Annotated in this window: 16 protein-coding genes; 8 read left to right on the top strand and 8 right to left on the bottom strand. The window is 73.8% G+C overall.

The window, feature by feature from the left end:
• Positions 1-8 precede the first annotated feature (8 nt).
• Positions 9-1,118: a parallel beta-helix domain-containing protein gene (locus AB0M28_RS18075; protein WP_365405224.1), complete on the bottom strand. Its 1,110-nt coding sequence runs from the start codon at positions 1,116-1,118 to the stop codon at positions 9-11.
• Positions 1,119-1,240: 122 nt separating this feature from the next.
• Here AB0M28_RS18075 and AB0M28_RS18070 point away from each other — a divergent pair, with 122 nt between their 5' ends.
• Positions 1,241-1,972, top strand: a complete 732-nt coding sequence (locus AB0M28_RS18070) for a class I SAM-dependent methyltransferase (RefSeq protein ID WP_365405221.1) — start codon at positions 1,241-1,243, stop codon at positions 1,970-1,972.
• On the opposite strand, the gene AB0M28_RS18065 is transcribed toward AB0M28_RS18070, so the two are convergent.
• Complete coding sequence (locus AB0M28_RS18065; protein WP_365405218.1) at positions 1,900-3,018, bottom strand: DUF3626 domain-containing protein; 1,119 nt, start codon at positions 3,016-3,018, stop codon at positions 1,900-1,902. The genes AB0M28_RS18070 and AB0M28_RS18065 overlap by 73 nt on opposite strands.
• Positions 3,019-3,177: 159 nt before the next feature.
• Here AB0M28_RS18065 and AB0M28_RS18060 point away from each other — a divergent pair, with 159 nt between their 5' ends.
• Entirely contained in the window at positions 3,178-4,404 is a 1,227-nt protein-coding gene (locus AB0M28_RS18060; protein WP_365405216.1) for an alginate lyase family protein, read from the top strand.
• A 35-nt stretch (positions 4,405-4,439) separates the two neighbouring features.
• On the opposite strand, the gene AB0M28_RS18055 is transcribed toward AB0M28_RS18060, so the two are convergent.
• The 3 genes from AB0M28_RS18055 to AB0M28_RS18045 all read right to left on the bottom strand — a co-directional run bounded on the left by AB0M28_RS18055 (position 4,440) and on the right by AB0M28_RS18045 (position 10,311).
• Positions 4,440-7,490 (bottom strand): glycosyl hydrolase, encoded by a 3,051-nt coding sequence (locus tag AB0M28_RS18055; RefSeq protein WP_365405213.1) that lies wholly within the window; start codon positions 7,488-7,490, stop codon positions 4,440-4,442.
• Between the two features lie 110 nt (positions 7,491-7,600).
• A complete protein-coding gene (locus AB0M28_RS18050) occupies positions 7,601-8,293 on the bottom strand; it encodes a response regulator transcription factor (RefSeq protein WP_365405210.1) in 693 nt (230 codons plus the stop codon).
• On the bottom strand, positions 8,290-10,311 hold the full coding sequence (locus AB0M28_RS18045; RefSeq protein ID WP_365405207.1) for a sensor histidine kinase: 2,022 nt from the start codon (positions 10,309-10,311) through the stop codon (positions 8,290-8,292). The genes AB0M28_RS18050 and AB0M28_RS18045 overlap by 4 nt, the downstream gene beginning before the upstream one ends.
• A 214-nt stretch (positions 10,312-10,525) precedes the next feature.
• Here AB0M28_RS18045 and AB0M28_RS18040 point away from each other — a divergent pair, with 214 nt between their 5' ends.
• From AB0M28_RS18040 to AB0M28_RS18025, 4 genes are all read left to right on the top strand, one after another.
• The gene (locus tag AB0M28_RS18040) at positions 10,526-11,188 is read left to right on the top strand and encodes a hypothetical protein (RefSeq protein WP_365405204.1); all 663 of its coding nucleotides are present in this window, start codon (positions 10,526-10,528) and stop codon (positions 11,186-11,188) included.
• A gap of 190 nt (positions 11,189-11,378) precedes the next feature.
• A complete protein-coding gene (locus AB0M28_RS18035) occupies positions 11,379-12,980 on the top strand; it encodes a flavin monoamine oxidase family protein (protein WP_365405201.1) in 1,602 nt (533 codons plus the stop codon).
• Entirely contained in the window at positions 12,977-13,612 is a 636-nt protein-coding gene (locus tag AB0M28_RS18030) for a Rid family hydrolase (protein ID WP_365405198.1), read from the top strand. Before AB0M28_RS18035 ends, AB0M28_RS18030 begins: the two co-directional genes overlap by 4 nt.
• A gap of 164 nt (positions 13,613-13,776) precedes the next feature.
• A complete protein-coding gene (locus AB0M28_RS18025; RefSeq protein ID WP_365405195.1) occupies positions 13,777-14,127 on the top strand; it encodes a hypothetical protein in 351 nt (116 codons plus the stop codon).
• A gap of 18 nt (positions 14,128-14,145) precedes the next feature.
• Here the strand turns inward: AB0M28_RS18025 and AB0M28_RS18020 are convergent, their stop codons facing one another.
• The 3 genes from AB0M28_RS18020 to AB0M28_RS18010 all read right to left on the bottom strand — a co-directional run bounded on the left by AB0M28_RS18020 (position 14,146) and on the right by AB0M28_RS18010 (position 18,194).
• Positions 14,146-15,249 carry an amidohydrolase family protein gene (locus AB0M28_RS18020; protein WP_365405192.1) on the bottom strand — a complete coding sequence of 368 codons (1,104 nt, stop codon included), beginning with the start codon at positions 15,247-15,249 and terminating at the stop codon, positions 14,146-14,148.
• Positions 15,250-16,575 (bottom strand): glutamine synthetase family protein, encoded by a 1,326-nt coding sequence (locus AB0M28_RS18015; protein WP_365405189.1) that lies wholly within the window; start codon positions 16,573-16,575, stop codon positions 15,250-15,252.
• 83 nt (positions 16,576-16,658) lie between these two features.
• Positions 16,659-18,194, bottom strand: coding sequence for an ATP-dependent DNA ligase (locus tag AB0M28_RS18010; RefSeq protein WP_365405186.1), 1,536 nt, complete (start codon positions 18,192-18,194; stop codon positions 16,659-16,661).
• 124 nt (positions 18,195-18,318) lie between these two features.
• Here AB0M28_RS18010 and AB0M28_RS18005 point away from each other — a divergent pair, with 124 nt between their 5' ends.
• Both AB0M28_RS18005 and serS read left to right on the top strand, forming a co-directional pair.
• The gene (locus AB0M28_RS18005; RefSeq protein ID WP_365405183.1) at positions 18,319-19,620 is read left to right on the top strand and encodes a low temperature requirement protein A; all 1,302 of its coding nucleotides are present in this window, start codon (positions 18,319-18,321) and stop codon (positions 19,618-19,620) included.
• Between the two features lie 380 nt (positions 19,621-20,000).
• Positions 20,001-21,281, top strand: coding sequence for a serine--tRNA ligase (gene serS, locus AB0M28_RS18000; protein WP_365405181.1), 1,281 nt, complete (start codon positions 20,001-20,003; stop codon positions 21,279-21,281).
• Positions 21,282-21,319: the final 38 nt, after the last annotated feature.

Below are 21,319 nucleotides of genomic sequence, written 5' to 3'. Positions count from 1 at the left end.
GGCCGGGCTCAGCAGGGGAACAACCCCGTGATCCCCGGCGGCGAGTCCGTCGCGAACACGTTGGGCCCGAAGCACGTCCCCGTGCCCGTCCCGTCGTAGAGGATGTCCGCGCCCTGACCTATCGGCCGCAGCGGGTCGGGGCTCGCGCCGTTGCGCAGGGTCGTGTTGGACCGGACCTCGTTGCCGTCCGGGGCGGGCTCCAGCCGCGGGTCCTCGGCTGCGAACGGCGTGCTGAGGACGGCCACGCCGACGGTGTCGTTGCCGACGACCGAGTTGCGCAGCATCACCATGCGGTCCCCGCCGATGTTGATCACTCCGGACCCGGTGGGGAGCAGGCCGACCTCGTCGCCGCCGTCCGGCGGCACGGGGTTGGGGAAGTTGTTGTGGTGGATGGTGTTCCCCTCGATGAGGGTGTCCTCGTTGAGGGGCAGCGGCAGACCGGGCAGCAGGCTCACCAGGATGCCGACCGTGTTGTCCGTCAGGGTGTTGGTGCGGATGACGGTGCGGGCCGTGTTCTCCGCCTCGATGCCGATCGCGCTGCGCGTCACCCGGTTGCCCACGATCGCGACGTCCGTCGAGTCACCGACGTAGATGCCCGCATCCTCGGTGCCGCTGACCTCGTTGTGCTCGATCAGGCCGTTGCGCGAGCAGATCGGGAACGGGCCGTACTCGTCGTTGTCGGTGTACCGGCCACCGGAGAGCCGGAAACCGTCCACGCCGCTCAGGAACACACCGGTGAACTCGGCGTCCCTGACCGTCAGTCCCTCGATGGTGATGTCGTGCAGCGCCGTCGGCGGGCACACCGGCCAGCCGTCGAGTCCCGGGGCGATCCGGCCCGTACCGACGCGGATGCCCATCGAGTGGCCCGACGCGTCGATGACGGCCGCGCGGCTGCCGCGGATGGTGATGCCGCTCTTGTCCAGGACGACGCCGCCCTCGTACGTGCCCGGCGGCACGACGATCGTGTCCCCGGGCCGCGCGGCGTCGACGGCCTCCTGCAGCGAGTCCCCGGCCACGATGACATGCGGGTCGTCACCTCCCGCCGCGGGCGGGGCGAACACCGCTTCCGCCAGCAGGATCGTCAGCGCGGCGGCCAGGACCGGGCGTCGTCGGACCATGTCGCGTACCCCCATCTGCTATCTGCCGTCTGCCGTCGAAACGGGGAGGAGAGTAGCCGAAACGGTCACAAGAGCCCAGGGCCGTGTTCCGGGAGACCTGCGGCTGTGGTTGCCTTCCCGCCATGGCTGACGAAGTGTTCCGTGATCCGCGACTGGCCGCCGTCTACGACCCCCTGGACCCCGACCGCGGCGACCTGGACGCGTATCTGCGTATCGCCGAGGACGAGAAGGCGCGCCTCGTGCTCGACATCGGCTGCGGTACGGGGGTGTTCGCCCTGCTGCTGGCCGGCCGGGGGATCGAGGTCGTCGGTGTCGACCCCGCGCGGGCCTCGGTGGACGTGGCCCGCGGCAAGCCCGGGGCCGGGCGGGTGCGGTGGATCACCGGGGACGCGACCACCCTGCCGCCGCTACGGGCCGACCTCGCCACCATGACGGCCAACGTCGCCCAGGCCATCGTCGAACCCGGCGCGTGGCAGGGCACCCTGGCCGGGGCGTACGCGGCGCTGCGCCCGGGCGGGCTGCTGGTCTTCGAGACCCGGGACCCGGCCCGGCGCGCCTGGGAGGAGTGGAACCGGGAGACGTCGTACACCGCGTGCGACATCCCCGGGGTGGGGCGCGTCGAGAGCTGGCACGACCTGCTCGACGTCAGCGGACCTCTGGTCACCTTCCGCTCTACGTGGGTCTTCGCCTCGGACGGCCGGGCGTTGACGTCGAAGTCCACCCTGCGCTTCCGGGAGCGGGCGGAGGTCGAGGCTGACCTGGCGGCCCACGGCTACGCGCTTCAGGACGTCCGGGACGCGCCCGACCGGCCGGGCCGGGAGCTGGTGTTCCTCGCGCGCAGGCCGGTGGCGTAGGGCTCCCCGAACTCGACCAGCACGTGCCAGAGCTGCTTCACGTACTGCAGCACCTCGTCGTACGTGCCGAACTCCGCCCACGCGCCGGGCTCGACGGCCAGCGAGGCCGCCGCGCGGCCGACCACTTCGGCGGTCAGCATGCCGTCCGCGGTGTACCGGCGCGCGACGCGGTCCGCCAGCGGCGGTATCGCCGGCCCGCGGAACCCGGCGGGGACGGCGGAGGAGTGCAGGACGAAACCGGTGTGCCACTCCAGGCCGACGCCGAAGCGGGCGGCCGCCTCCGTCAGCACGTCGCCGACCGCGGTGCCCGCGAAGGACGGGTCGAGGACGAGGGCCTCCGCGTCCCGCGCGAGGTCGACGGGGCCGTGGACCTGGGCCTCGACGTAATGGTCGAGGACCGCGCCGTTGGGAGCGCCGGGCACCGGCGCGGCAGCGCCGAGGCCGGCCGCCGGGTCGGCCGTCGGCACACCGAGCAGCAGACCGGTCTCCGAAGCCTCCTCCAGCACACCCGCCAGCACCGCCTCGAAGGCGTCGTACGTGCCCACGTCCACGGGCCCGGCATGGCTGTCGCCGACGCAGAACGTGCAGCGGGCCGCCACCTCGGCACGCAGCCGGACATGGCAGGAGCCGAAGCGGGGCGCCGCGCCGTCCGGATGGTGCAGGACGTTCAGCGCGCCGTACTTCGGCCGGTCGCCGGGCGCGACCCCCCGGCCGTGGTACGCCCCGCCGAACAGCGACTCCTCCCAGCGGTCCCGGTCGCCGCCCGGGTGGGCGGTGCGGCTGCCGTTGGAGACACCCGTCTCGAACTGGCCCCGGTAGCGGCCGTCCGCCGCCAGTCGCTCCGCGATCCGCGAGCCGTCGGCGAGCAGCCGGTCGGGGTGGAAGTTGAGCGTGACCCGGGCCCGCTCCCGTACCGCCGCGTGGACCGCCGCCCCCGAGGGCACGGCCCCCAGGCGGGCGGCCCCGCCGAGCGCCGGAGCGGACGCCCGGACGTGGTCGAGCGCGGCGCGCTGGGCGGCGGTCAGCGGGGGATCGTGGCTGGTCACCCCGGCATGCTAGCGACGCCCCGCCCGGCCTCCCATCGGTTTACGTCCGCACCCGCCCGGCCTCCCACCGGACTTCCGCCCGCCCCCGCCCTCACCTGAACGGATCAGCCCGCACTGCGTAGAGGAACGTCCGCGCCCAGCCTGAGGGTGGAGGTGCGCATGGCCGAGGTTCCCCACAAGAGCAAAGCAGTCAGATACGTCCTGATGGCACTGGCGGCCGCGATCGCCCTCGCGGGCACGCTCGCGGTGACGCACGGCACGGCGCCGACCGCGCACGCCGACCGGCAGTCGCCGCGGACGTTCACCCACCCCGGGGTGCTGGACAGCAGACCGCAGCTGGACGCCGTACGCCGCCACCTCGCCGACGGCGACCAGCCGTGGAGCGACGCCTACACCGCGATGCGCGCCAGCAAGTACGCGGCCATGGCCTACGCCGCCAAACCCGTCGAGAACGTGCAGTGCCCCTTCGACGGCCGCCCCGGCCACGGCTGTACGGAGGAGCGCGAGGACGCCATCGCCGCGTACACCCAGGCGCTGCTGTGGTACTTCACCCGCGACGAGGCGCATGCCGAGAAGGCGACGCAGATCATGGACGCCTGGTCGGGCACCATCCGCCGGCACTCCGACGACAACGCCGGTCTGCAGACCGCCTGGTCCGGCTCCACCTGGGCCCGCGCCGCGGAACTGGTCCGCTACACCTACCCCGGCTGGCCCGCGCCCCGCGTCCAGCGCTTCGAGACGATGCTGCGCACCGCCTACCTCCCCGAGGTCGAGCACGCCTGGCCGGACCGCAACGGCAACTGGGACCTGGCCATGACGGACGCCGCGATCGGCATCGCCGTCTTCCTCGAAGACCGGGCCGCCTTCGACCGGTCGGTGGCCCGCTTCCGCGGCCGTGTCCCGGCGTACTTCTACCTCGCCTCCGACGGCCCCGTCCCGCTCGCCCCGCCCGGCGGCACCATCAGGACGCCGGAGCAGATCCGCGAGTACTGGTTCAAGCAGCCGCGGTACGTCGACGGCATCGGCCAGGAGACCTGCCGCAACTTCATGCACGTCGGCTACGCGCTGGCCGCGACCGCCCATATCGCGGAGACGGCCTGGCACCAGGGCGTCGACCTGTGGTCGGAGGCCGGCGACCGGATGCGGGCGGCGCTGGACTTCCACGCCCGCTACCAGCTCGGCGCGAAGGCCCCGCGCTGGCTGTGCGGCGGCCGGATCGACCGCAACATGGGCCCGGACGTGGAGGTGGCGGTCAACCACCTCCACAACCGGATGGGCCTGAGGATGCCGGCCGCCGAGCGCCTCGCGAAGCGGCAGCGCCCGGCGGGCACCGATGACCTGTTCGTCGCCTGGGAGACCCTGACGCACGCGGCGAACCCGGGCTGACGGGGCCCGCGGGTCGGCGCCGCGGGCCCTGCCGCTCAACGCCGCGCCACCACGCGGCCGTACGGCACCAGGCGGACCGGCCCCACCAGCCCGTACTTCTGCCGCTGCGCCACGCCGAACACCGCGGCGTTGGCCACGCGCAGCCGGTTCAGCAGCGTGGTGGCGACCTCGACCTCGATCGTGTTCGCCCCCCGCTGCAGCCACGGGCCGACGTCGACCCGGCTGGTCACCGGGTCGGCCGGGGGCAGCTCCGTGCCGTTGACGGTGATCCGGTACGTGTCGAAGACCTCCCCGAGCTCCAGGTACGCGCCATATCCGCCGGTCCACGGCGCACCCAGGTCCACGGTGGTGCGGTAGCGGCCGATGCCGCTCACGTCGGCCAGCTCCGGGATGTCCGGCCAGGCCGCGAGGCCGTCGAGGCCGAGGTTGCGGCGCACCTTCACGGTCTGCGTGGGGGAGTCGCCGGGCTGCCAGTCCTCGACGTGCAGCTCCCAGTCGGTGAGCGCCGTCGGCTCCGGCATCGCGCCGATCACGGAGGTGACGGTACGGCCGTCGTCGAGCGTCGTCGTGTACGTCCCCGGCCGGGTGTCGCGCACCTCCAGCCGGCCGTCGGCGGACCTGCGCACCTCGGCGGCGTCCGTGTCCGTCGCGTACCAGGAGGGCGCCAGGGAGTCGTCGAGCCGGCCGGGGCGGGCGAGCGCGATGATCGTGGTCGCGCCCGGCTGCAGCGCGATGCGCAGCCGGATCCGGCCGTCGACCCGTCGGTAGGCGGCGACCGGCTCGATCGTGCCGGTCCACGGGTCGAGGTGGTACGGGACGGCGTCCGGCCGGCGGGTGGCCAGGGTGACGTCGTGGTCGACGGGCGTACCGGTCGAACCCTTCTTGCTCACCGCGTCGTTGGCGAAGAAGAAGTAGTCGGTGTCGGCGTCGGCGCGGTGCGCGTGCAGCAGCATCGAGGACTGCGCGTACTCCACGTCGCGGCGCAGGCCGAGCGCGGCGATGCCCTCGGGGACGTTCGGGCGGTCGGCGACGTTGTGGACCGTCGGCAGCGACAGCAGCTCGGTGAGCAGCGCGCGCAGCCGCTCGTTGTCGCCCGGCTGCCCGATGCCCGGCACATGGCCGTCGCTCCAGTCGCCGATCACGATGATCCGCAGCCCGGCCTTCGCGTAGCCGACGAGCTTCTCCGCGACGTCGAGCTGCAGGGTGTGCTCACGGTTGATCATGATGTCGCCGTCGACCAGCAGTGCCTTGAACGCGGGTCCGTCGGGCGCCAGCCGGCCGTCCTCGACCCGGGCGCTGGGCAGGTCGAGCAGCCGCGGGCTCAGGAACAGGTGCGTCCAGCCGGCGGGCACGCCGTCCGCGGTGAACCACGAGGCACCGAGCCCGGAGCCCGCGTAGCCCTTCTGCCACAGCACGCCGACGTCGGCCCTGTTGACGCCGGTCTGCAGGATCTGCTGGATCCGGCCCAGCGCGCGGGCCACCTCGGGAGTGTGCCGCCACAGCGGCTGGCGCGGACCCCACGCCTCGCCGTAGCCGGTGCCGCCGTTGTACGGGGAGAAGGCCGCGAAGCCCGGCCAGTCGGCGCCGGGGGCCTCGGCGTACGCGAAGCCGTGGAAGACGGCCTGGTTGACGCCCGCCGCGTACTGGGTGACGAGCTTCTTCAGCGTGGCGTCCCAGGTGGTGGCGTACGCGCCGCCGGCGGTGCCGCCGGCCTCGTTGGACAGGATCGTCCGGCCGCCCATGTCGCGGCCGCCGGCCAGGGTGCGGAAGTCGTCGAGGTTCTTGAAGCCGAGCGACTCGCCCTCCGGCTCGTCCAGCAGGGCGGCGGAGTACATCGCGTCGGTCTCCAGGCCGTACGGCTGGACGCGCAGCCTGAGGCCCAGCGAGTGGGCCCAGTCGCGCAGGGGGACCAGATGGTTCTCCAGGTACAGCTCGGTGACCACGTGCATGTAGTCCCGCCGTACGGCCTTGTCGACGGCGGAGCCGAAGCTGAAGACGTACTTCTCCTTCACCTCCACGACGGCCGGCAGATACGGAACCAGCGAGTAGCCCATGCGCCGGGCGAACTCGTCGGCCAGCGAGGAGGTCCACAGGGTCGCGTGCGTCTCGAGTTCGAGAGAGTCCTCGAAGAGCGAACCGCCCGTCTCGCGCAGCAGCTCGCGCACCTCGGGGGTGAGGATGTTGCGCTCCCAGAAGTCCACGACCGCCTCGGTGCCCTTGGCGTCGAGGTGGTCGACGACGTACGAGAGCGGCGCGGTGTGCGCCGGGCCCTCCGGGCGCTGGCCGGAGCCGCGCTCCCAGTACGCGAGAACCAGCCAGGTGCCGCCGTCGTCGGGCGCGGTCCAGGTCAGCCGGCCGTCCCGGATGCGGTCGGTGAGGTCGGTGACGGTGGCCTGGTCGAGGGGGACGACCTTGGCGGTGGGGGAGCCGCCCGCGGTGATCCGGGCGGCCTGGACGTAGCGCAGACGCTGCGCGGTCACGTCGCTGCCCGGCGCGCTCACCGACGGGGGGAGCGGGCCGTCGAAGGTCGTGCCGGCCGCGACGACGGCGACGCCGTGGGCGAGTTCCTTGGTGGCGGCCTCGTCGTCGGGAGTGACGGTCGGTACGGCGGCGGGCCAGGCGGGGCCGATGGTCAGATCCACGACGACCTTGCGCCGCGCGGCCTGCCGCAGCGCCGCCTCGACGCCCGCGACCCAGGCGGGGGTGCCCCAGCCGTACCGCTCGACGTCGATGCGCTGGGTCAGGCTGTGCGTGACGGCCGCGATCTCGACGCCGCCGAAGCCGGCGGCGGCGATCTGGTCGATCTCGCGCTGGACCTCCTCGGGGTCCACGAGCGCGTCGGGCCACCACCAGCGGAACCGCGGCCGGACCGGCATCGGCGGCTCGGCGAACGCCTGCGCGACGGCGCCGGCTTCGCCGGCGGTCGTGGTGGCGGCGGGCGCGCCCGACCCCGCGGCCGTCGCGTGCCCGGCCGTACCCCAGGAGACGGCCAGGGCCGCGCCCGCGGCGGAGCCCATCCGCAGCAGCGTCCGCCGCCGCAGGCTCGTCTCCGGGGTCGGTGCGTCCGGTCCGAGGTCGTCGTGCATCAGGCCACCTTCACTTTGAACGATTCAGCAAGTGCGTGTCGTACTCGAATGGAACCTAGATGCTCGCTGGAATCGATGGCAAGATGCATGAAGGGAACTTATGAATCGTTCTAATCGGCGGAGGGGGAGCCGAAGCCCGCGTCGCGGGCCTTGATGATCGCCGCCGCCCGGTCGGGCACCTGGAGCTTGCCGAAGATGTTCGAGACGTGGTTGCGGACCGTCTTCAGCGTCAGCATCAGCTCGTGCGCGACGGCCGCGTTGCCCTTGCCGGCCGCGATCAGGTCGAGGACCTCGCGTTCGCGGTCGGTGAGGGACGGGAACGCGGTACGGGTGGCGGCACCGCCGGCGAGCGTGAAGTGGTCGATCACGCGGCGGGCGACGGCCGGGCCGAAGATCGCCTCCCCGGCGGCGATCGCGCGGATGGCCCGCAGGATCTCCTCCTGGTCGGCGCCCTTGAGGAGATAGCCGCGCGCCCCCGCCCGCATCGCGGCGAAGACCGAGTCGTCGTCCTCGAACATGGTCAGCACCACCACGCCCACCCCGGCATCCGCCCGCAGCAGCCGCCGGGTGGCCTCGATGCCGTCGAGGTCCGGCATCCGGATGTCCATCACGACGACGTCCGGCGACGTCTCCGCGGCCAGCCGCACCGCGTCCAGGCCGGTGAACGCCTCGCCGACGACGTCGATGTCGGGCGCGGAGGACAGCATCAGACGCAGACCGGCACGGAAGGCCGGATGGTCGTCCGCGACCAGGACGCGCAGCGGACGTGACCCCCCAGGCGTGCTTCCGTCGCCCGCGCTCACGGCGTCCCCGCTTCCGCCGCCCGCGCCGCCCGGCGGGGCTGCAGCGGCAGCACCGCGCGCACGACCGTGCCGCCCTCCGGCCGGTGGGCGATCGTGCACGAGCCGCCGAGCTCCGCCGCGCGCTCGCGCATCGACTCCGAACCGACGCCGGTGCGCGACGGCGGCGTCGACCGCCCCCCGTTGTCGGCGACGGTGAGCTCCAGCCCGCCGTTCATCACCAGCGTCACCGCGCAGCGCCGCGCCCCCGAATGCCGTACGACGTTCGTCAGGGCCTCCGCCGCGATCCGGTACGCCGCCACCTCCACCGCGGCCGGCAGCGGCGGCGGGGCGGCCGGGCCCTCCACGGTCACCGTCAGCGCCCCGGTCTCCCGGCACAGCCGCTGCGCGAGCTGACGCACCGCCGCCACCAGGCCCACCTCGTCCAGGGCCGGCGGGCGCAGATCGTCCACCAGCCGACGGATCTCGGCGATGGCCGCCCGTGTCTCCTCACGGAGTTCACCCAGCAGCCGCCCGGCCTCGGGCTCGCGGACGAGCGCCGCGGTGGCGGTCAGCTTGAGCACGATCGCGGCCAGCGAGGGACCGAGCCCGTCGTGCAGATCCCGGCGCAGCCGCCGCCGCTCCTCCTCCCTGGCGGTCACCAGCCGGGCCCGTGACTCCTGCAGATCCAGCGTCAGCTGTACGGCGTTGACGACCACGGCCGCCTGGCGGGCCAGGTCCCCGAGCAGCCGGCGGTCCGCGGCCGTCAGCGCGCGGCCGGGCGGCGGGGTCACCGCGAGCCAGCCCAGCGCGCCGCCCTGGTACGACAGCGCCACCGCCTCGCCCTCGGGGGTGGTGTCCTGGCGGACCAGCGCCACGGCCGACGGCGGGATCCGCAGCGCCTCCGCCACGGACGCCGTCACCGTCCCCACCGCCTCCGCCGGTCCCACCGCCCCCTCCAGCCGGCCCGCGAGCCGGCGCAGCGCGCCGTACGGGTCGGACCGGTCGCCGTACACCCAGCGTTCGGCGCGCCGCCGGGCCGCCGCGTGCGCGGGCTGGATCGCCACGGCCACCACCCCCACGGCGAGGAGTCCCGCCGCGCCCCGGTCGCCGATCAGACTGCCCAGCCCCTGCAGCACCCCGGCGTACACGGCGACGACCAGCACGGTCAACGCGCCGTAGGTGAGGGTGCGACTGAGCACCAGCTCGATGTCGAACAGCCGGCGGCGCAGGACCGCGGCGCCGATGGCGAGCGGGAAGACCGAACTGGCCACGGTGACACCGGCGAGGGTGAGCAGACCGGCGCCGCCCGTGATCCAGTTGTCGAGGAGGCACACGCCGAGCCCGGCCGGGATGGCGAGCGCCGCCCACACGAACCACAGCAGCTGCACCCGCTCCTCGCCGTCCGCCCGGCGCAGCCGCGACCGGGCGCACACCACCGCGCCGACGAGGCTCGCGGCCACGCCGGCCCAGCAGGCGAAGGCCACGGCCTGGACGGCGGAGGGCGCGGTCGGCAGGACGGGGGTGAGTTCCGGGTACAGGTCGCGGAACTCCGCCTCGTCGAAGGCGGCGAGCACCAGGAACAGTCCGTAGCAGACCAGGCAGCCCATCGCGAAGCGGCGCCAACGGAGGCTCGGGAAACGCCCGTCGGGGAAGACGTAGCCGATCAGCGCGATGCAGACGTAGAGCAGCACCCAGGCGCCCAGCGTGAGCTGCGCGTACCACGCCTCGACGGTCGGCGACGCCCACGGCACCCTGCCGTCCGGGCCGAGGACGAGGGCCACGAGCAGCCCGTGGGCGAGCAGCAGCCGGCCGACGGCGTTGCCGGGCCGGGCCCGCACGATCACCGCGCCCACCACGGACGAACTCAGCGTGGCGCAGCCGATCAGCGCGAAGAAGGGCCAGTTGGCGGCGTCCGTGCCGTGCACGGACAGGCCGACCAGGTCCGCGGCGAGCGTGAGCGCCACCACGAGCGGCGCGGCGGGCCGGAACCGGCGGGCGGACGCGCCGGCGCGGTCGGGTGGAGCGGACGTCTCGTCCATGACGGTCAGTGTGGAGGACCCGGGCAATTCCCCGGAAGACGCCCGGGAACAGTTCCCGGACGCCCCGGGACGGCAGCCCGAGGCGCCCGGGACCCCGGGCGCGGCACAGTCGGCGTGCCGGGTCCGGCGGGAGGTGCCGCGACGGACCGGGGGACCGCCCGGACCCGGCACGACCGGCCCGGCGTGCGGGCCGCCGACCAGGGGAGGACCTGCCATGCCTGCCAGCCGATTCGAACGTTTTCTGCCGGTCTCCGGCTTCATCGCCGCCGTTCTCTTCGCACTGCCGATGTTCCTGACCGGAAGCCTGCCGACAGCCAGTGACGATCCCGCGAAGATGGTGCGCTGGTTCGAGGACCACCAGAACGCGGCGTCCGTCGCGGGGCTCTCTCTCGCGTACTTCGCGGTGTTCATGGTGTTCTTCACCGTCGGGCTGCGGCAGGCGCTGCGCTCCGGCGAGCCGGGTGAGTCGACGTACTCCAGCGCGGCGTTCGCCGGCGGGCTGCTCGTCGCGTTCACCCAACTGCTGTCCGCCGCCGGACTGATGGGCGCGGCGACCGCCGCCGACAAGGGGCAGCGGGCGGCCGTCACCACCATGGGCTTCGCGGACGAGTTCGGCTGGATCCCGTGGGCCGCGGGCTCCGCGGTGCTGCTGATCGGCGCGGGGCTCGGCGGGATGCGCACCGCCGTGCTGCCCAAGTGGCTCGGCGTCGTCACCGCGATCCTGGGCGTGCTGTGCCTCACCGGCCCGACCGGCATCGGCGTCTTCATGCTCACGCCGCTGTGGCTGATCGCCGTCAGCGTGGTGCTGCTCCGCCGCGTCCGCGCCGGCAACGGCGCCCCCGTGCCCCCGACAGGGGTGGTGAGCGCCGCCGGGTAGCCCCGTCTCCGACGCCCCGCCGGACCTCTCCGGCGGGGCGTCGGCCTGTCCCCGCACTCCGGAATCAGCCGGTCACGCCAGCGGCATTCGTACGAAACAGTCATGACGCAGGCTCGGGCCGATCGTTCACCAGGCCGCGGCCCCGTGACCCGCTCCGACGGGCCGCACGGCCGCGGGGCGAGGAGGATTGATGGCTGTATCCGGATCGCGCCGGGACTTCCTGCGGGCCGTCGGCGTCGCCGGCGGCGCGGGCATGCTGTACCAGACGATGGGCGCACTGGGCCTGGCGCCCGTGCCGGCGGCGAACGCCGCCCCCTACCGGGCGCCGCGGCCCGGCGACCTCACGCTGACGGGCCGTGCCGCCGGGAGGGTGCTGATCCTCGGCGCTGGCATCGCGGGCCTGGCCACGGCGTACGAACTGGGCAAGGCCGGCTACGACTGCCGGATCCTGGAGGCCAAGGACCGCCCCGGCGGCCGCAACTGGACCGTCCGGAACGGCACCACGCTCACCGACCTCGACGGACGCCGCCAGACGGCCGCGTTCTCCGACGGCCAGTACATGAACGCGGGCCCCGCCCGCCTCCCCCAGTCGCACGTCACCCTCGACTACTGCCGGGAACTCGGCGTGCCGCTGGAGGTCTTCGCCAACGCCAACGCCAACGCGTACATCCACCACCGGAACAACCCCGCCACCGGCGGCCGGCCCGTGCGCTGGCGCACCGCCAAGGCCGACGTCTACGGCTATGTCTCCGAACTGCTCGCCAAGGCCACCGACCGCGGCGCCCTGGACAAGGAGCTGACCGCCGAGGACAAGGAGCGGCTGCTGGCGTTCCTGCAGGGCTTCGGCGCCATCCAGGGCAGGGCGGACGACTGGGCGTACACCGGCACCGACCGGCGCGGGTACGGCGTCGAGCCGGGCGCCGCCTTCGAGGAGGGCACCGAACTCGGCCCGCCGCCCGCGCTGAGCGACGTCATCGCGAGCGGCGTCGGGCAGCGGTTCTCCTTCGAGTTCGGCTACGACCAGGCGATGCTCATGTTCCAGCCGGTCGGCGGCATGGACGCGATACCCAGGGCGCTGGCCCGCGCGATCGGCCCCGACCGGATCGTGTACGGCGCCCGCGCGAGCCGCGTCACCGACCTCGCGGACGGCGCGGAGGTCACGTACACCGACGCCCGCGGCCGCGTCCGCACCGAGCGCGCCGACTTCGTCGTCGCCGCCGTGCCCCCGATGGTGATGGCCCGGATCGAGCACAACCTCGGCGCCGACGTCACGGCCGCCCTGAAGTACCCCGTGGCCAACCCGGTCGGCAAGATCGGCCTGGAGTACCGCCGCCGCTGGTGGGAGACCGACGAGCACATCTACGGCGGCATCACCCCGACCGACTCCGACCTCTCCACCATCTGGTACCCGTCCTACGGATACCAGGGCCGCCGCGGCACCCTCATCGGCTACTACAACTTCGGCGCCAACGCCTCCGCCTACGGCGCCCTCACCCACGCCGAGCGCGAGGCCCGCGCGCTGGAGCGGGGCGTGGCGATCCACGGCGAGACGTACCGCAGCGAACTCGCGCACTCCTTCAGCGTCGCCTGGCACCGCACCCCGCACATCGAGGGCGGCTGGGTGAGCTGGCCCTCGCAATCGGGGCCGGAGTACCGGCTGCTCAACCAGCCCGCCGGCCACGTCCACTTCGCGGGCGACTGGCTCAGCCATGCGATCGCCTGGCAGCACGGCGCGTTCACCTCCGCCCGCAAGGTCGTCACGGACATCCACGAGAGGGTGATGGCGGGATGAGACGCCGTACGGCACTGACCGCGGTGACCGCGCTCGCCGTGCTCGCGGGCGGCGGCACCGTCGCCGAGGCGAAGAACTGGCTGCCCGGACCGCGCGAGGTGCGGGTCATGCTGCCCGAGGGCCAGACCAACCCCGCCATCGCCACCGGCGTCGCGACCGGCGGGGAGGTCGCCCTCTACACCTCCAGCGGCCTCGGCCCCACCGCCCTCAACCCGGCCGCCCCCGCGGGCACTCCGGAGCGCTACACCGACCCCGCGCTCACGGCGGGGGCCGAGGGCGTGACCGTCACCGAGGCGCAGGCGCTCGTCGTGCTGCGCAACATCGTCGCGAACCTCGAGGCGGCGGGCCTGGACCCGGACGACGTCATCACGATGAAGTGCTATCTGATGAAGCCGCCCGGAGCCGCCGCGGCCGACTACGCCGGCTGGAACCGCGCCTACCGGCAGTACTTCGCCAACGTCGACCTGTCGACCCGCGAGGTCGTGCCCGTCCCCCTCGGCACCTCCGCGCCGAAGGCCCCGCTGACGGCCAACGACGCGCGGCCCGCCCGGGCCACCATGGAGGTCGCCTCGCTCGCGGTCCCCGGCTGGCTGGTGGAGGTCGAGGTGACCGCGGCCTATCCGCACCGCTGAGGGTCCGCTGCGCCGTGACACCGGCCCGGTCGGGGCCGGTGTTACGACGTTTGTATGAAAAGGCCGCGTGTCGGGTCCGTACTGGCCGACGCCGATTTCCACGGTCTGTCTACGTTCGACGCACAAGTCCCTCACCGGGCTACGAAACACCGGAAGGATCACCCGTGCGCAAGACCCTCGCGGCCGTCGGCCTCGCCGTGGCCGCCCTCACGCTCTCCGCCTCCACGGCCGTCGCCGCCCCGCAGCCGGACGACGACAGCCTGCTGGGCAGGATCGTCGGCGACGGCGGTATCGGCAACAACCTGTGCGTCGCCCCCTGGATGTGGAACGGTCCGCTGAACATCGACTCCGACGCCGAGGGCTACATGGCCTGCAACTACGCCGAGTCGGCGAGCGGCGGCATCCTCAACAACGTCTGTCTGCTGCCCTGGAACTGGAACGGCCCGCTCAACGTCGGCTCCGACTCCAAGTACTACACGGCCTGCAACTACGGCCCGGCGCACCGCACCCAGTGAGACCGGACGCCGCCGCGTCTACCGGTCCGGAGACAGCCGGTAGACGCGGCGCGCGTTCCCTGCGGCGAGCAGCGCCGCCACCCGGTCGGCGTCGGCCGCCGCCCAGGCGCCCTCGTCCACCCAGCGCCGCAGCAGGCGCCCGAGCGCCGTACGGAACAGCGCGGCGCCCACGACGTACAGCTCCGCCAGCCCGTAGGCGTCGGTGGAGAACAGCAGCTTCCCGAACGGCGTGAGCTCCAGCATCTCCGCGAGCACCGCCTCCGCCCGCGCCCCCGTGTGCGAGAGCGCGAGCCCCATGTCCGCGTAGACGTGCGGGAAGACGGCCGCGAGATACGCCGCCTGACGGTGGTACGGATAGCCGTGCAGCAGCACCAGCGCCGTCCCCGCCGTCGCCGTCGCCCGGACGAAGTCCGTCAGCAGCAGCGGATCGCAGCGGTGCAGGGTGAGGTCCGGATCGCCGAACCCGGTGTGCAACTGCAGGGGCAGCCCGGTACGGACCGCCGACCAGAGCAGGTGCCGCAGCAGCGCCGGATCCGTCAGCCGGCCGGCGCCCTCCGCCAGCCAGCGGGCCGCCGCCGCCCGCACCTCGGCGTCCGTAGGGGGAGCGGGGTCGAGGTCCAGGCCGTGCCGGTACGCGGCGACCGACTTGAACCCCGCCGCCGTCCGGGCCGCCGCCGCGACCGCCTCGCCGACCCCGTCCGCGTACGCGCCCGCGTCCGGCGCCGTTTCGGCGACGCGCTCGGCCAGCCGCTCCAGCCGTACGAGCTCCCGCTCGGGCGCGCCCGCCAGCGGACCCGGACCCCGCAGCCCGCCCGGCAGCCCCGTGTCCACCAGGAACGCGCCGATGCCCGTCCCCGCCAGCAGCCGCCGGGCGGCCTCGTCCGGGCCCAGCTCGCCCAGCCGCGCCAGATACACCTCGTACGGGCAGTGCGCCTCCAGCCCCACCAGCGGCGGGCACCACCGGCGTACGGCGAAACCCAGCTGGGTGTCGAAGAAGCTGGTGCCGGGGGCCGCCGGGGCGTCCGACTCGGTGAGCAGCGACTCGAAGCCGTCCGGCGACGGCGTGCCGGGCAGGATGCCGTGGCAGTGGTGGTCCACCAGCGGCGGCAGCTCCAGGGCCACTCAGTACCGCCCCCGGGTCGCGGCGGCGATCCGCCCCGGGTCCTGCCCCCGGAACAGGTCGATCTCCGCCCTCCGCACCGCCGCGAACGCCTCGAACAGCGGCGCGCCCATGGCGTCCCGCAGCAGCGTGGAGGCGGCGAACGCGGCCAGCGACTCGTCCAGCGACTCCGGCAGCCGCAGCTCCTTGCCCTCGTGCACCGGATCCCCGGCCACCGGCTCCGGCAGCCGCAGCCCCTCGTCCACGCCCGCCAGCCCGGCGGCGATCACCGAGCCGACCACGAGATACGGATTGGCCGCCGGATCGAAGCACTTGACCTCCGCGTTCGCCGCGCCCGGGTCCTCGTGCCAGCCGGGCACGAAGCGCAGCGCCGCCTCCCGGTTCTCCACCCCCCAGCACTGGTAGACGCCCGCCCAGCGCGACGGCTGCAGCCGCAGATAGCTCGCCGGTGACGGCGCTCCCACGGCCAGCAGCGCGGGCAGCTCGCGCAGCACGCCGGCCAGGAACGCCTCCGCGAGGGGCGACATGCCGTCCGCGCACAGGTTGCGTCCGTCCTGCCACAGGCTCAGATGCAGATGGCTGCCGTTGCCCACCCCGTCCGCCTCCACCGCCGGGCCGAACAGCGGGGTGAAGCCGTGCGCCAGGGTCACCGAGCGGATCGTCTCGCGGACCAGCACCGACAGATCGGCCGCCCGCACCGGGTCCGCCGGCGCGACCGACACCTCGAACTGGCCCGGCGCGTACTCCGGATGCAGTTGCAGCACCTCGACGCCCTGCACCACCAGGGCGTCCAGCACGTCGCCCAGATAGCCGGCCAGCTCCGCCAGCCGCGCCATCCCGTACGCCGGGCCGCGGGTTGGATACACCAGCTCGCCGTCGTCGGAGGGGCGGACCACCACCCACTCGGTCTCGAAGCCCGCCTTCAGCGTGAGATCCCGCTCGCCCGCCCGTGCGGTCATCCGCCGGGCGAACTGCCGCTGGCAGGCGGGGTGCGGTACGCCCCGCTGGTCGTAGCGGTCCACCGGCGCCCAGGCCCAGTCGGGCTGACCGGCGAGCACGGTGAGCGCGTCCAGGTCGGGGAACAGCCGCAGATCGCCGTCCGGGCCGCCGATGTGCGGGCTGGTCGTGATCGAGTCGTCGACCACGAAGACGTCGAACACCGGGGACATCCCCACCCCGGCGCGCACGGCCTCCACCAGCCGGGCGGTCGGGACCGTCTTCACCCGGCCGACGCCCGCGTTGTCCACCCAGCTGAGGGCGACGCCGCGGATGCCCTCGGCGGTCAGCCGGGCGGTCTCCAGCCGGGCCCGTTCGAGCGCCGCGGCCACCGTCCCTCCTCCCGAACGCCGCTCCACCGGTCCTTCTCCTGAACGCCGCTCCACCGCTCATCCGCCCTTCGTACGTGCCCGGGTCACCGCAGCAGGCCGAGGACCGTCTCCACGGTGTCGGCCTCCGTCGCCGGTTTGTCCTCGCGATAACGCAACACCCGGGCGAAGCGCAGGGTCACGCCCTCCGGGTAACGAGATGAGCGCTGCACCCCGTCGAAGGCGATCTCCACCACCAGTTCGGGCCGCACCCGCACCAGCCAGCCGTCGTCGCTGACCGCCAGCTCCCGCAGCCGCTCCGTCTGCCAGGCGAGCAGCGCGTCGGTGAGCCCCTTGAACGTCTTGCCCAGCATCGCGTACGACCCGTCCGCGCGCCGCGCGCCCAGATGCAGGTTCGACAGCTTGCCGGTCCGCCGCCCGTGCCCCCACTCGGCGCCCAGCACCACCAGGTCCAGGGTGTGCACCGGCTTGACCTTCAGCCAGGACGCGCCGCGCCGGCCCGCGCTGTACGCCGAGTCGAGGGCCTTCGCCACCACGCCCTCGTGACCCGCGTCCAGGGTGTCCGCCAGGAACGCCCGGGCGGCGGCCCGCTCGTCCTCGGCGGCCGGGTCGGCGACCACCAGCCGCCGTACCCGCAGCGGCTCGGGGACCACGCGGGCCAGCTCCGCGTGCCGTTCGGTGACCGGCAGGTCGAGCAGGTCGCGGCCGTCGACGGCCAGCAGATCGAAGAACACGGGGGAGACGGGCAGTTCGGCCCGCGCCGCCGCCACGTCCACCCGGGAGCCGACGCGGCTCGCCGTCTCCTGGAACGGGCGGGGCGCGCCGTCCCCGCGGAACGCGATCACCTCGCCGTCCAGCACCGCCTGCCCGGCGGTGAGCGCGCCGGCGGCCTGGACCACCTCCGGCAACCGGTCGGTGATCTCGTCGAGGGTGCGCGTGTAGATCCGTACCGCGGGGCCGTCCTTGTGCACCTGCACCCGGATGCCGTCCAGCTTCTGCTCGACCGCGCACGGGCCGAGCCGGTCCAGCGCCTCGTCGACGTCCTTCGCGGTCTGCGCGAGCATCGGTTGCACCGGGTGGCCCACCGTCAGCCGGAACTCCGCCAGCGCCTTCGGCCCCTCGGCGAGCAGCGTCCGCGCCACAGTCCCGAGGTTCCCCGAGAGCATCACGGCCCGCCGCACCTCGGCCGGATCCGCGCCCACCGCGGCGGCCAGCCCCTCCACGGCGAAGGCGTCCAGCGCGCCCTGGCGCAGCTCCCCGCCGAGCAGCCGCAGCAGGAACTCCTGCTCCTCGGCGGTCGCGGCCCGCATCAGCCCGTGCACCAGCCGCTTGCGCTCGGCGGTCGCCCCCTTGCCCGCCACCGCGGCGATCGCGTCGAACGCCTCGTGCACCTCACGCACCGTCAGCCGGGGCTCGGACGCCGGCGGCTGGGGCTCCTTCAGCGTCGCCCAGCCCACGCCGATCCGGCGCTGCGGCAGCCGCCCGGCGAGATAGGTGACGACTATGGGCGCCTCGTCCGCCTCCGTCTTGCGGAACAGCTCCGCCAGCAGCGTCGTCTTGTCGGTGCGCGACGAAGTCGCGGTGATCTCCAGCGAGGTACGGGCCACGTCGGCGAGCAGCATGCGGCCAGTCTCTCCCGTACCGGGGCCGCCGGGGCGGAACTCGTCCAGGCGGGTGGGCCGGGTGGGTGTGGATCTTCGACGGATTCCTCCGCTGCGAGCGGCACCGTTGGCCTAGGGTGCTCGCGTGACTGATCTGAAAGACGCCGCTCCTGCCGCCGAGTCCGCAGGTGAGCGCCATGCCTCCTGGCTGGAGCTCTTCTTCGACCTCGTCGCGGTCGCCGGCGTCGCGCAGCTGGCCCATCTGCTGTCCGGCGACCCCGGCAAGCGGGACATCGGCCTGTACCTCGTGCTGTACCTGGCGTTCTGGATCGCGTGGGTGTGCTTCACGATGTACGGCAATGTGGCGGGGGAGAAGGCCCGCACCCGCACGCTGCTGGCCGGGATGTTCGGGCTCGCGGTGATGGCCGCCGCGGTGCACGGGGTGCAGCTGGGGGAGCGGGAGCAGGTGTTCGCCGTCGCCTACGTGGTGCTGCGCGTGGTGGCGAGCGTGTCCTGGCGGCGCAGCGGCCAGATGCTCGCGGACTGGCCCGTGGTGAGCATGTCCGCCGGGATCCTGCCGTGGATCGCCTCCATCTGGGTGGACGGCCAGGCACGTTACTGGCTCTGGCTGGCGGGCGTCCTGCTCGACCTGTGGATCACCTTCACCACCACCGGCGCGCGGCTGGGTGAACACCTCCAGCGGCAACTGGAGCGGGACGCCGCGCGCCGGGCGGAGTACGACCGCCGGCTCGAACGGCTCTCGGCCGAGCAGCGGGAACGGCATGAGGAGCGCGTCCGCAGACGGCGGGAGCGTTCGGCATCCGCCCCCGGACTCTCGGACGGCCTCCCGCAGCTGTCGGTGGCGTACGCCGAACCCGCGCATCTCGGGGAGCGACTCGGGCTGTTCGTCATCATCGTGCTCGGCGAGGGCGTCACCCAGCTCGTCGCCGCCGCGGCCGACGCCCAGTGGGACGCGGCACTGTACGGCCTCGGCATCGGCGGCTTCGTGCTGCTCGTCTACCTGTGGTCGGCGTCCCTGCGCCACGGCTACGGCGGCGTGCCCCATCTGGCGCCGGGCGCCCTGCCCCCGCGTATCGAGCTGGCCCTGCACTGCTTCACCACCGGCACGCTCGCCGCCCTCGCCGCGGCGCTCGGCGCGGCGGTGGAGCACGCCGAGGGCCTCCTTCCGGAGCGGATGCGGTGGCTGATGGTGACGAGCCTCGCGGCCTACCTGCTCATCGGAGTGCTGGCCGGTTCGGTGTCCACGCCCGGGCGGTGGGCGCGGTACGCGCTGTCCGCGGCGCCGGGACTCGTGATCTGCCTGCTGGCGGGGCTCCTGGGTGCCACCTGGTTGCCGTTCGCGCTGGTGTGGCTGCTCGTACTGGCGGTGTTCCTGTCGCAGCTGCACCGGCGCGGGGACCACGGGGGCGAGCCGGAGCCGGCCTGAGCGAGGTGAGGTGAGGGGGCGCACACGTGCCGAGCCCGGAAACCCGCTTTCCCTTCCGCCGCCCACCTGCGTAAACTCCCCGCCAACGCGATGACGGAGACAAGTAGTCGCGGGATCCGTGAGCCAAGAGAGCTGCCGGCAGCTGTGAAGGCGGCCTCACGACCCGAGGCGAATCCACTCCCGAGTGCGGGGAGGAACGGCCCGGTCCCCGGGCCCCATGCCCCGCCGGCCGGCCCCCGTCACAGGGCTTGACGAGACCGCGGTCCGGATCCTCTCCGGACGGCGGTGAAGGCGTGGTGGCACCGCGAGCACCCTCTCGCCCACGCTCCCAGGGATCCACCCCGGAGCGCGCGTGCTCCGGACGCAGGAATGGACCCGCCATGCTTGACATCAACGAGATCCGCAACGACCCCGACCGCGTACGCCAGGCCCTGCTCAAGCGGGCGGTGCACGTGGACCTCACGGCGTTCCTCCGGCTGGACGCCGCCTACCGAGAAGCCCGTACCACCGCCGAGAACCTGCGCGCCGAGCGCAAGCGCGTCTCGGCGGAGATCGCCGCGCAGCGCCGGGCCGGCGCCGCCGCGGAGGACCTGCAGACCGAGGCGAAGGAGCTCGGCGAGCGGGTCGACGCCGCGGAGGCGAGAATGGCCGCCGTCGAGGACGACCACCACGCGTTCCTGGCCGCCCTGCCCAACCTCCCCGACGACGACGTCGTGGCCGGCGGCAAGGAGAACAACGAGGTCGTCCGCGTCACCGGCGACCGGCCGGAGTTCGGCTTCACCCCCAAGGACCACGTCGAACTGGCCGAGGACCTCGGGCTGATCGACTACCGCCGCGGCGCGAAGCTCGGCGGCACCGGCAGCTGGGTGTACCGCGGCCAGGGCGCCGCGCTGGAGTGGGCGCTGCTCAACCACTTCCTCGACGCGCACCGCGCCGCCGGCTTCGAGTTCGTCCTCCCGCCGCACGTCCTCACCCTGGAGGCCGGCTACACGGCCGGCCAGTTCCCGAAGTTCGAGGACGACGTCTTCCTCGTCGGCGACGGCGACCGCTTCCTGCTGCCCACCGCCGAGACGGCGCTGGTGAACCTGCACCGCGGGGAGACGCTCGACGAGGCCGAACTGCCGCTGAGGTACGTGTCGTACACGCCGTGCTACCGCAAGGAGGCCGGCAGCTACCGCTCGGCGGAGCGGGGCACGCTGCGCGGCCGGCAGTTCAACAAGGTGGAGATGTTCGCGTACGCCCGCCCCGAGGACTCGGACGCCGTCCATCTGGAGCTGCTCGCCCGCGCGGAGGAGCTGGTCGCCGGCCTCGGCCTGCACCACCGGGTGACCAAGCTGGCCGCCGGGGACATCACGGCCGCGATGGCGAAGACGTACGACGTGGAGGTCTGGCTGCCCAGCCTCGGGACGTACGCCGAGGTCAGCTCGGTGTCGAACGGCCGCACCTACCAGGCCCGGCGCGGCCGGATCCGCTACCGCCCGCAGGGCGGCGGCAAAGCACCTCTTGGTACGCGGTACCTGCACACGCTGAACGGCTCGGGGCTGGCCACCAGCCGCCTCGTCCCCGCGATCCTGGAGCAGCACCAGCAGGCGGACGGCACCGTCGTCGTCCCCGAGGTGCTGCGGCGGTGGGGGCTGCCGGAGGTGCTCGGGGGCCGCTGAGGCGCCGCTCGCCGTCCCGCCGCTGAGAAACCCAGCGC

Source organism: Streptomyces sp. NPDC051940, from assembly GCF_040680895.1.
GTDB lineage: Bacteria > Actinomycetota > Actinomycetes > Streptomycetales > Streptomycetaceae > Streptomyces.
Note: the sequence above shows the minus strand (reverse complement) of the source record. Positions and strands in the feature narration are given on the sequence as shown.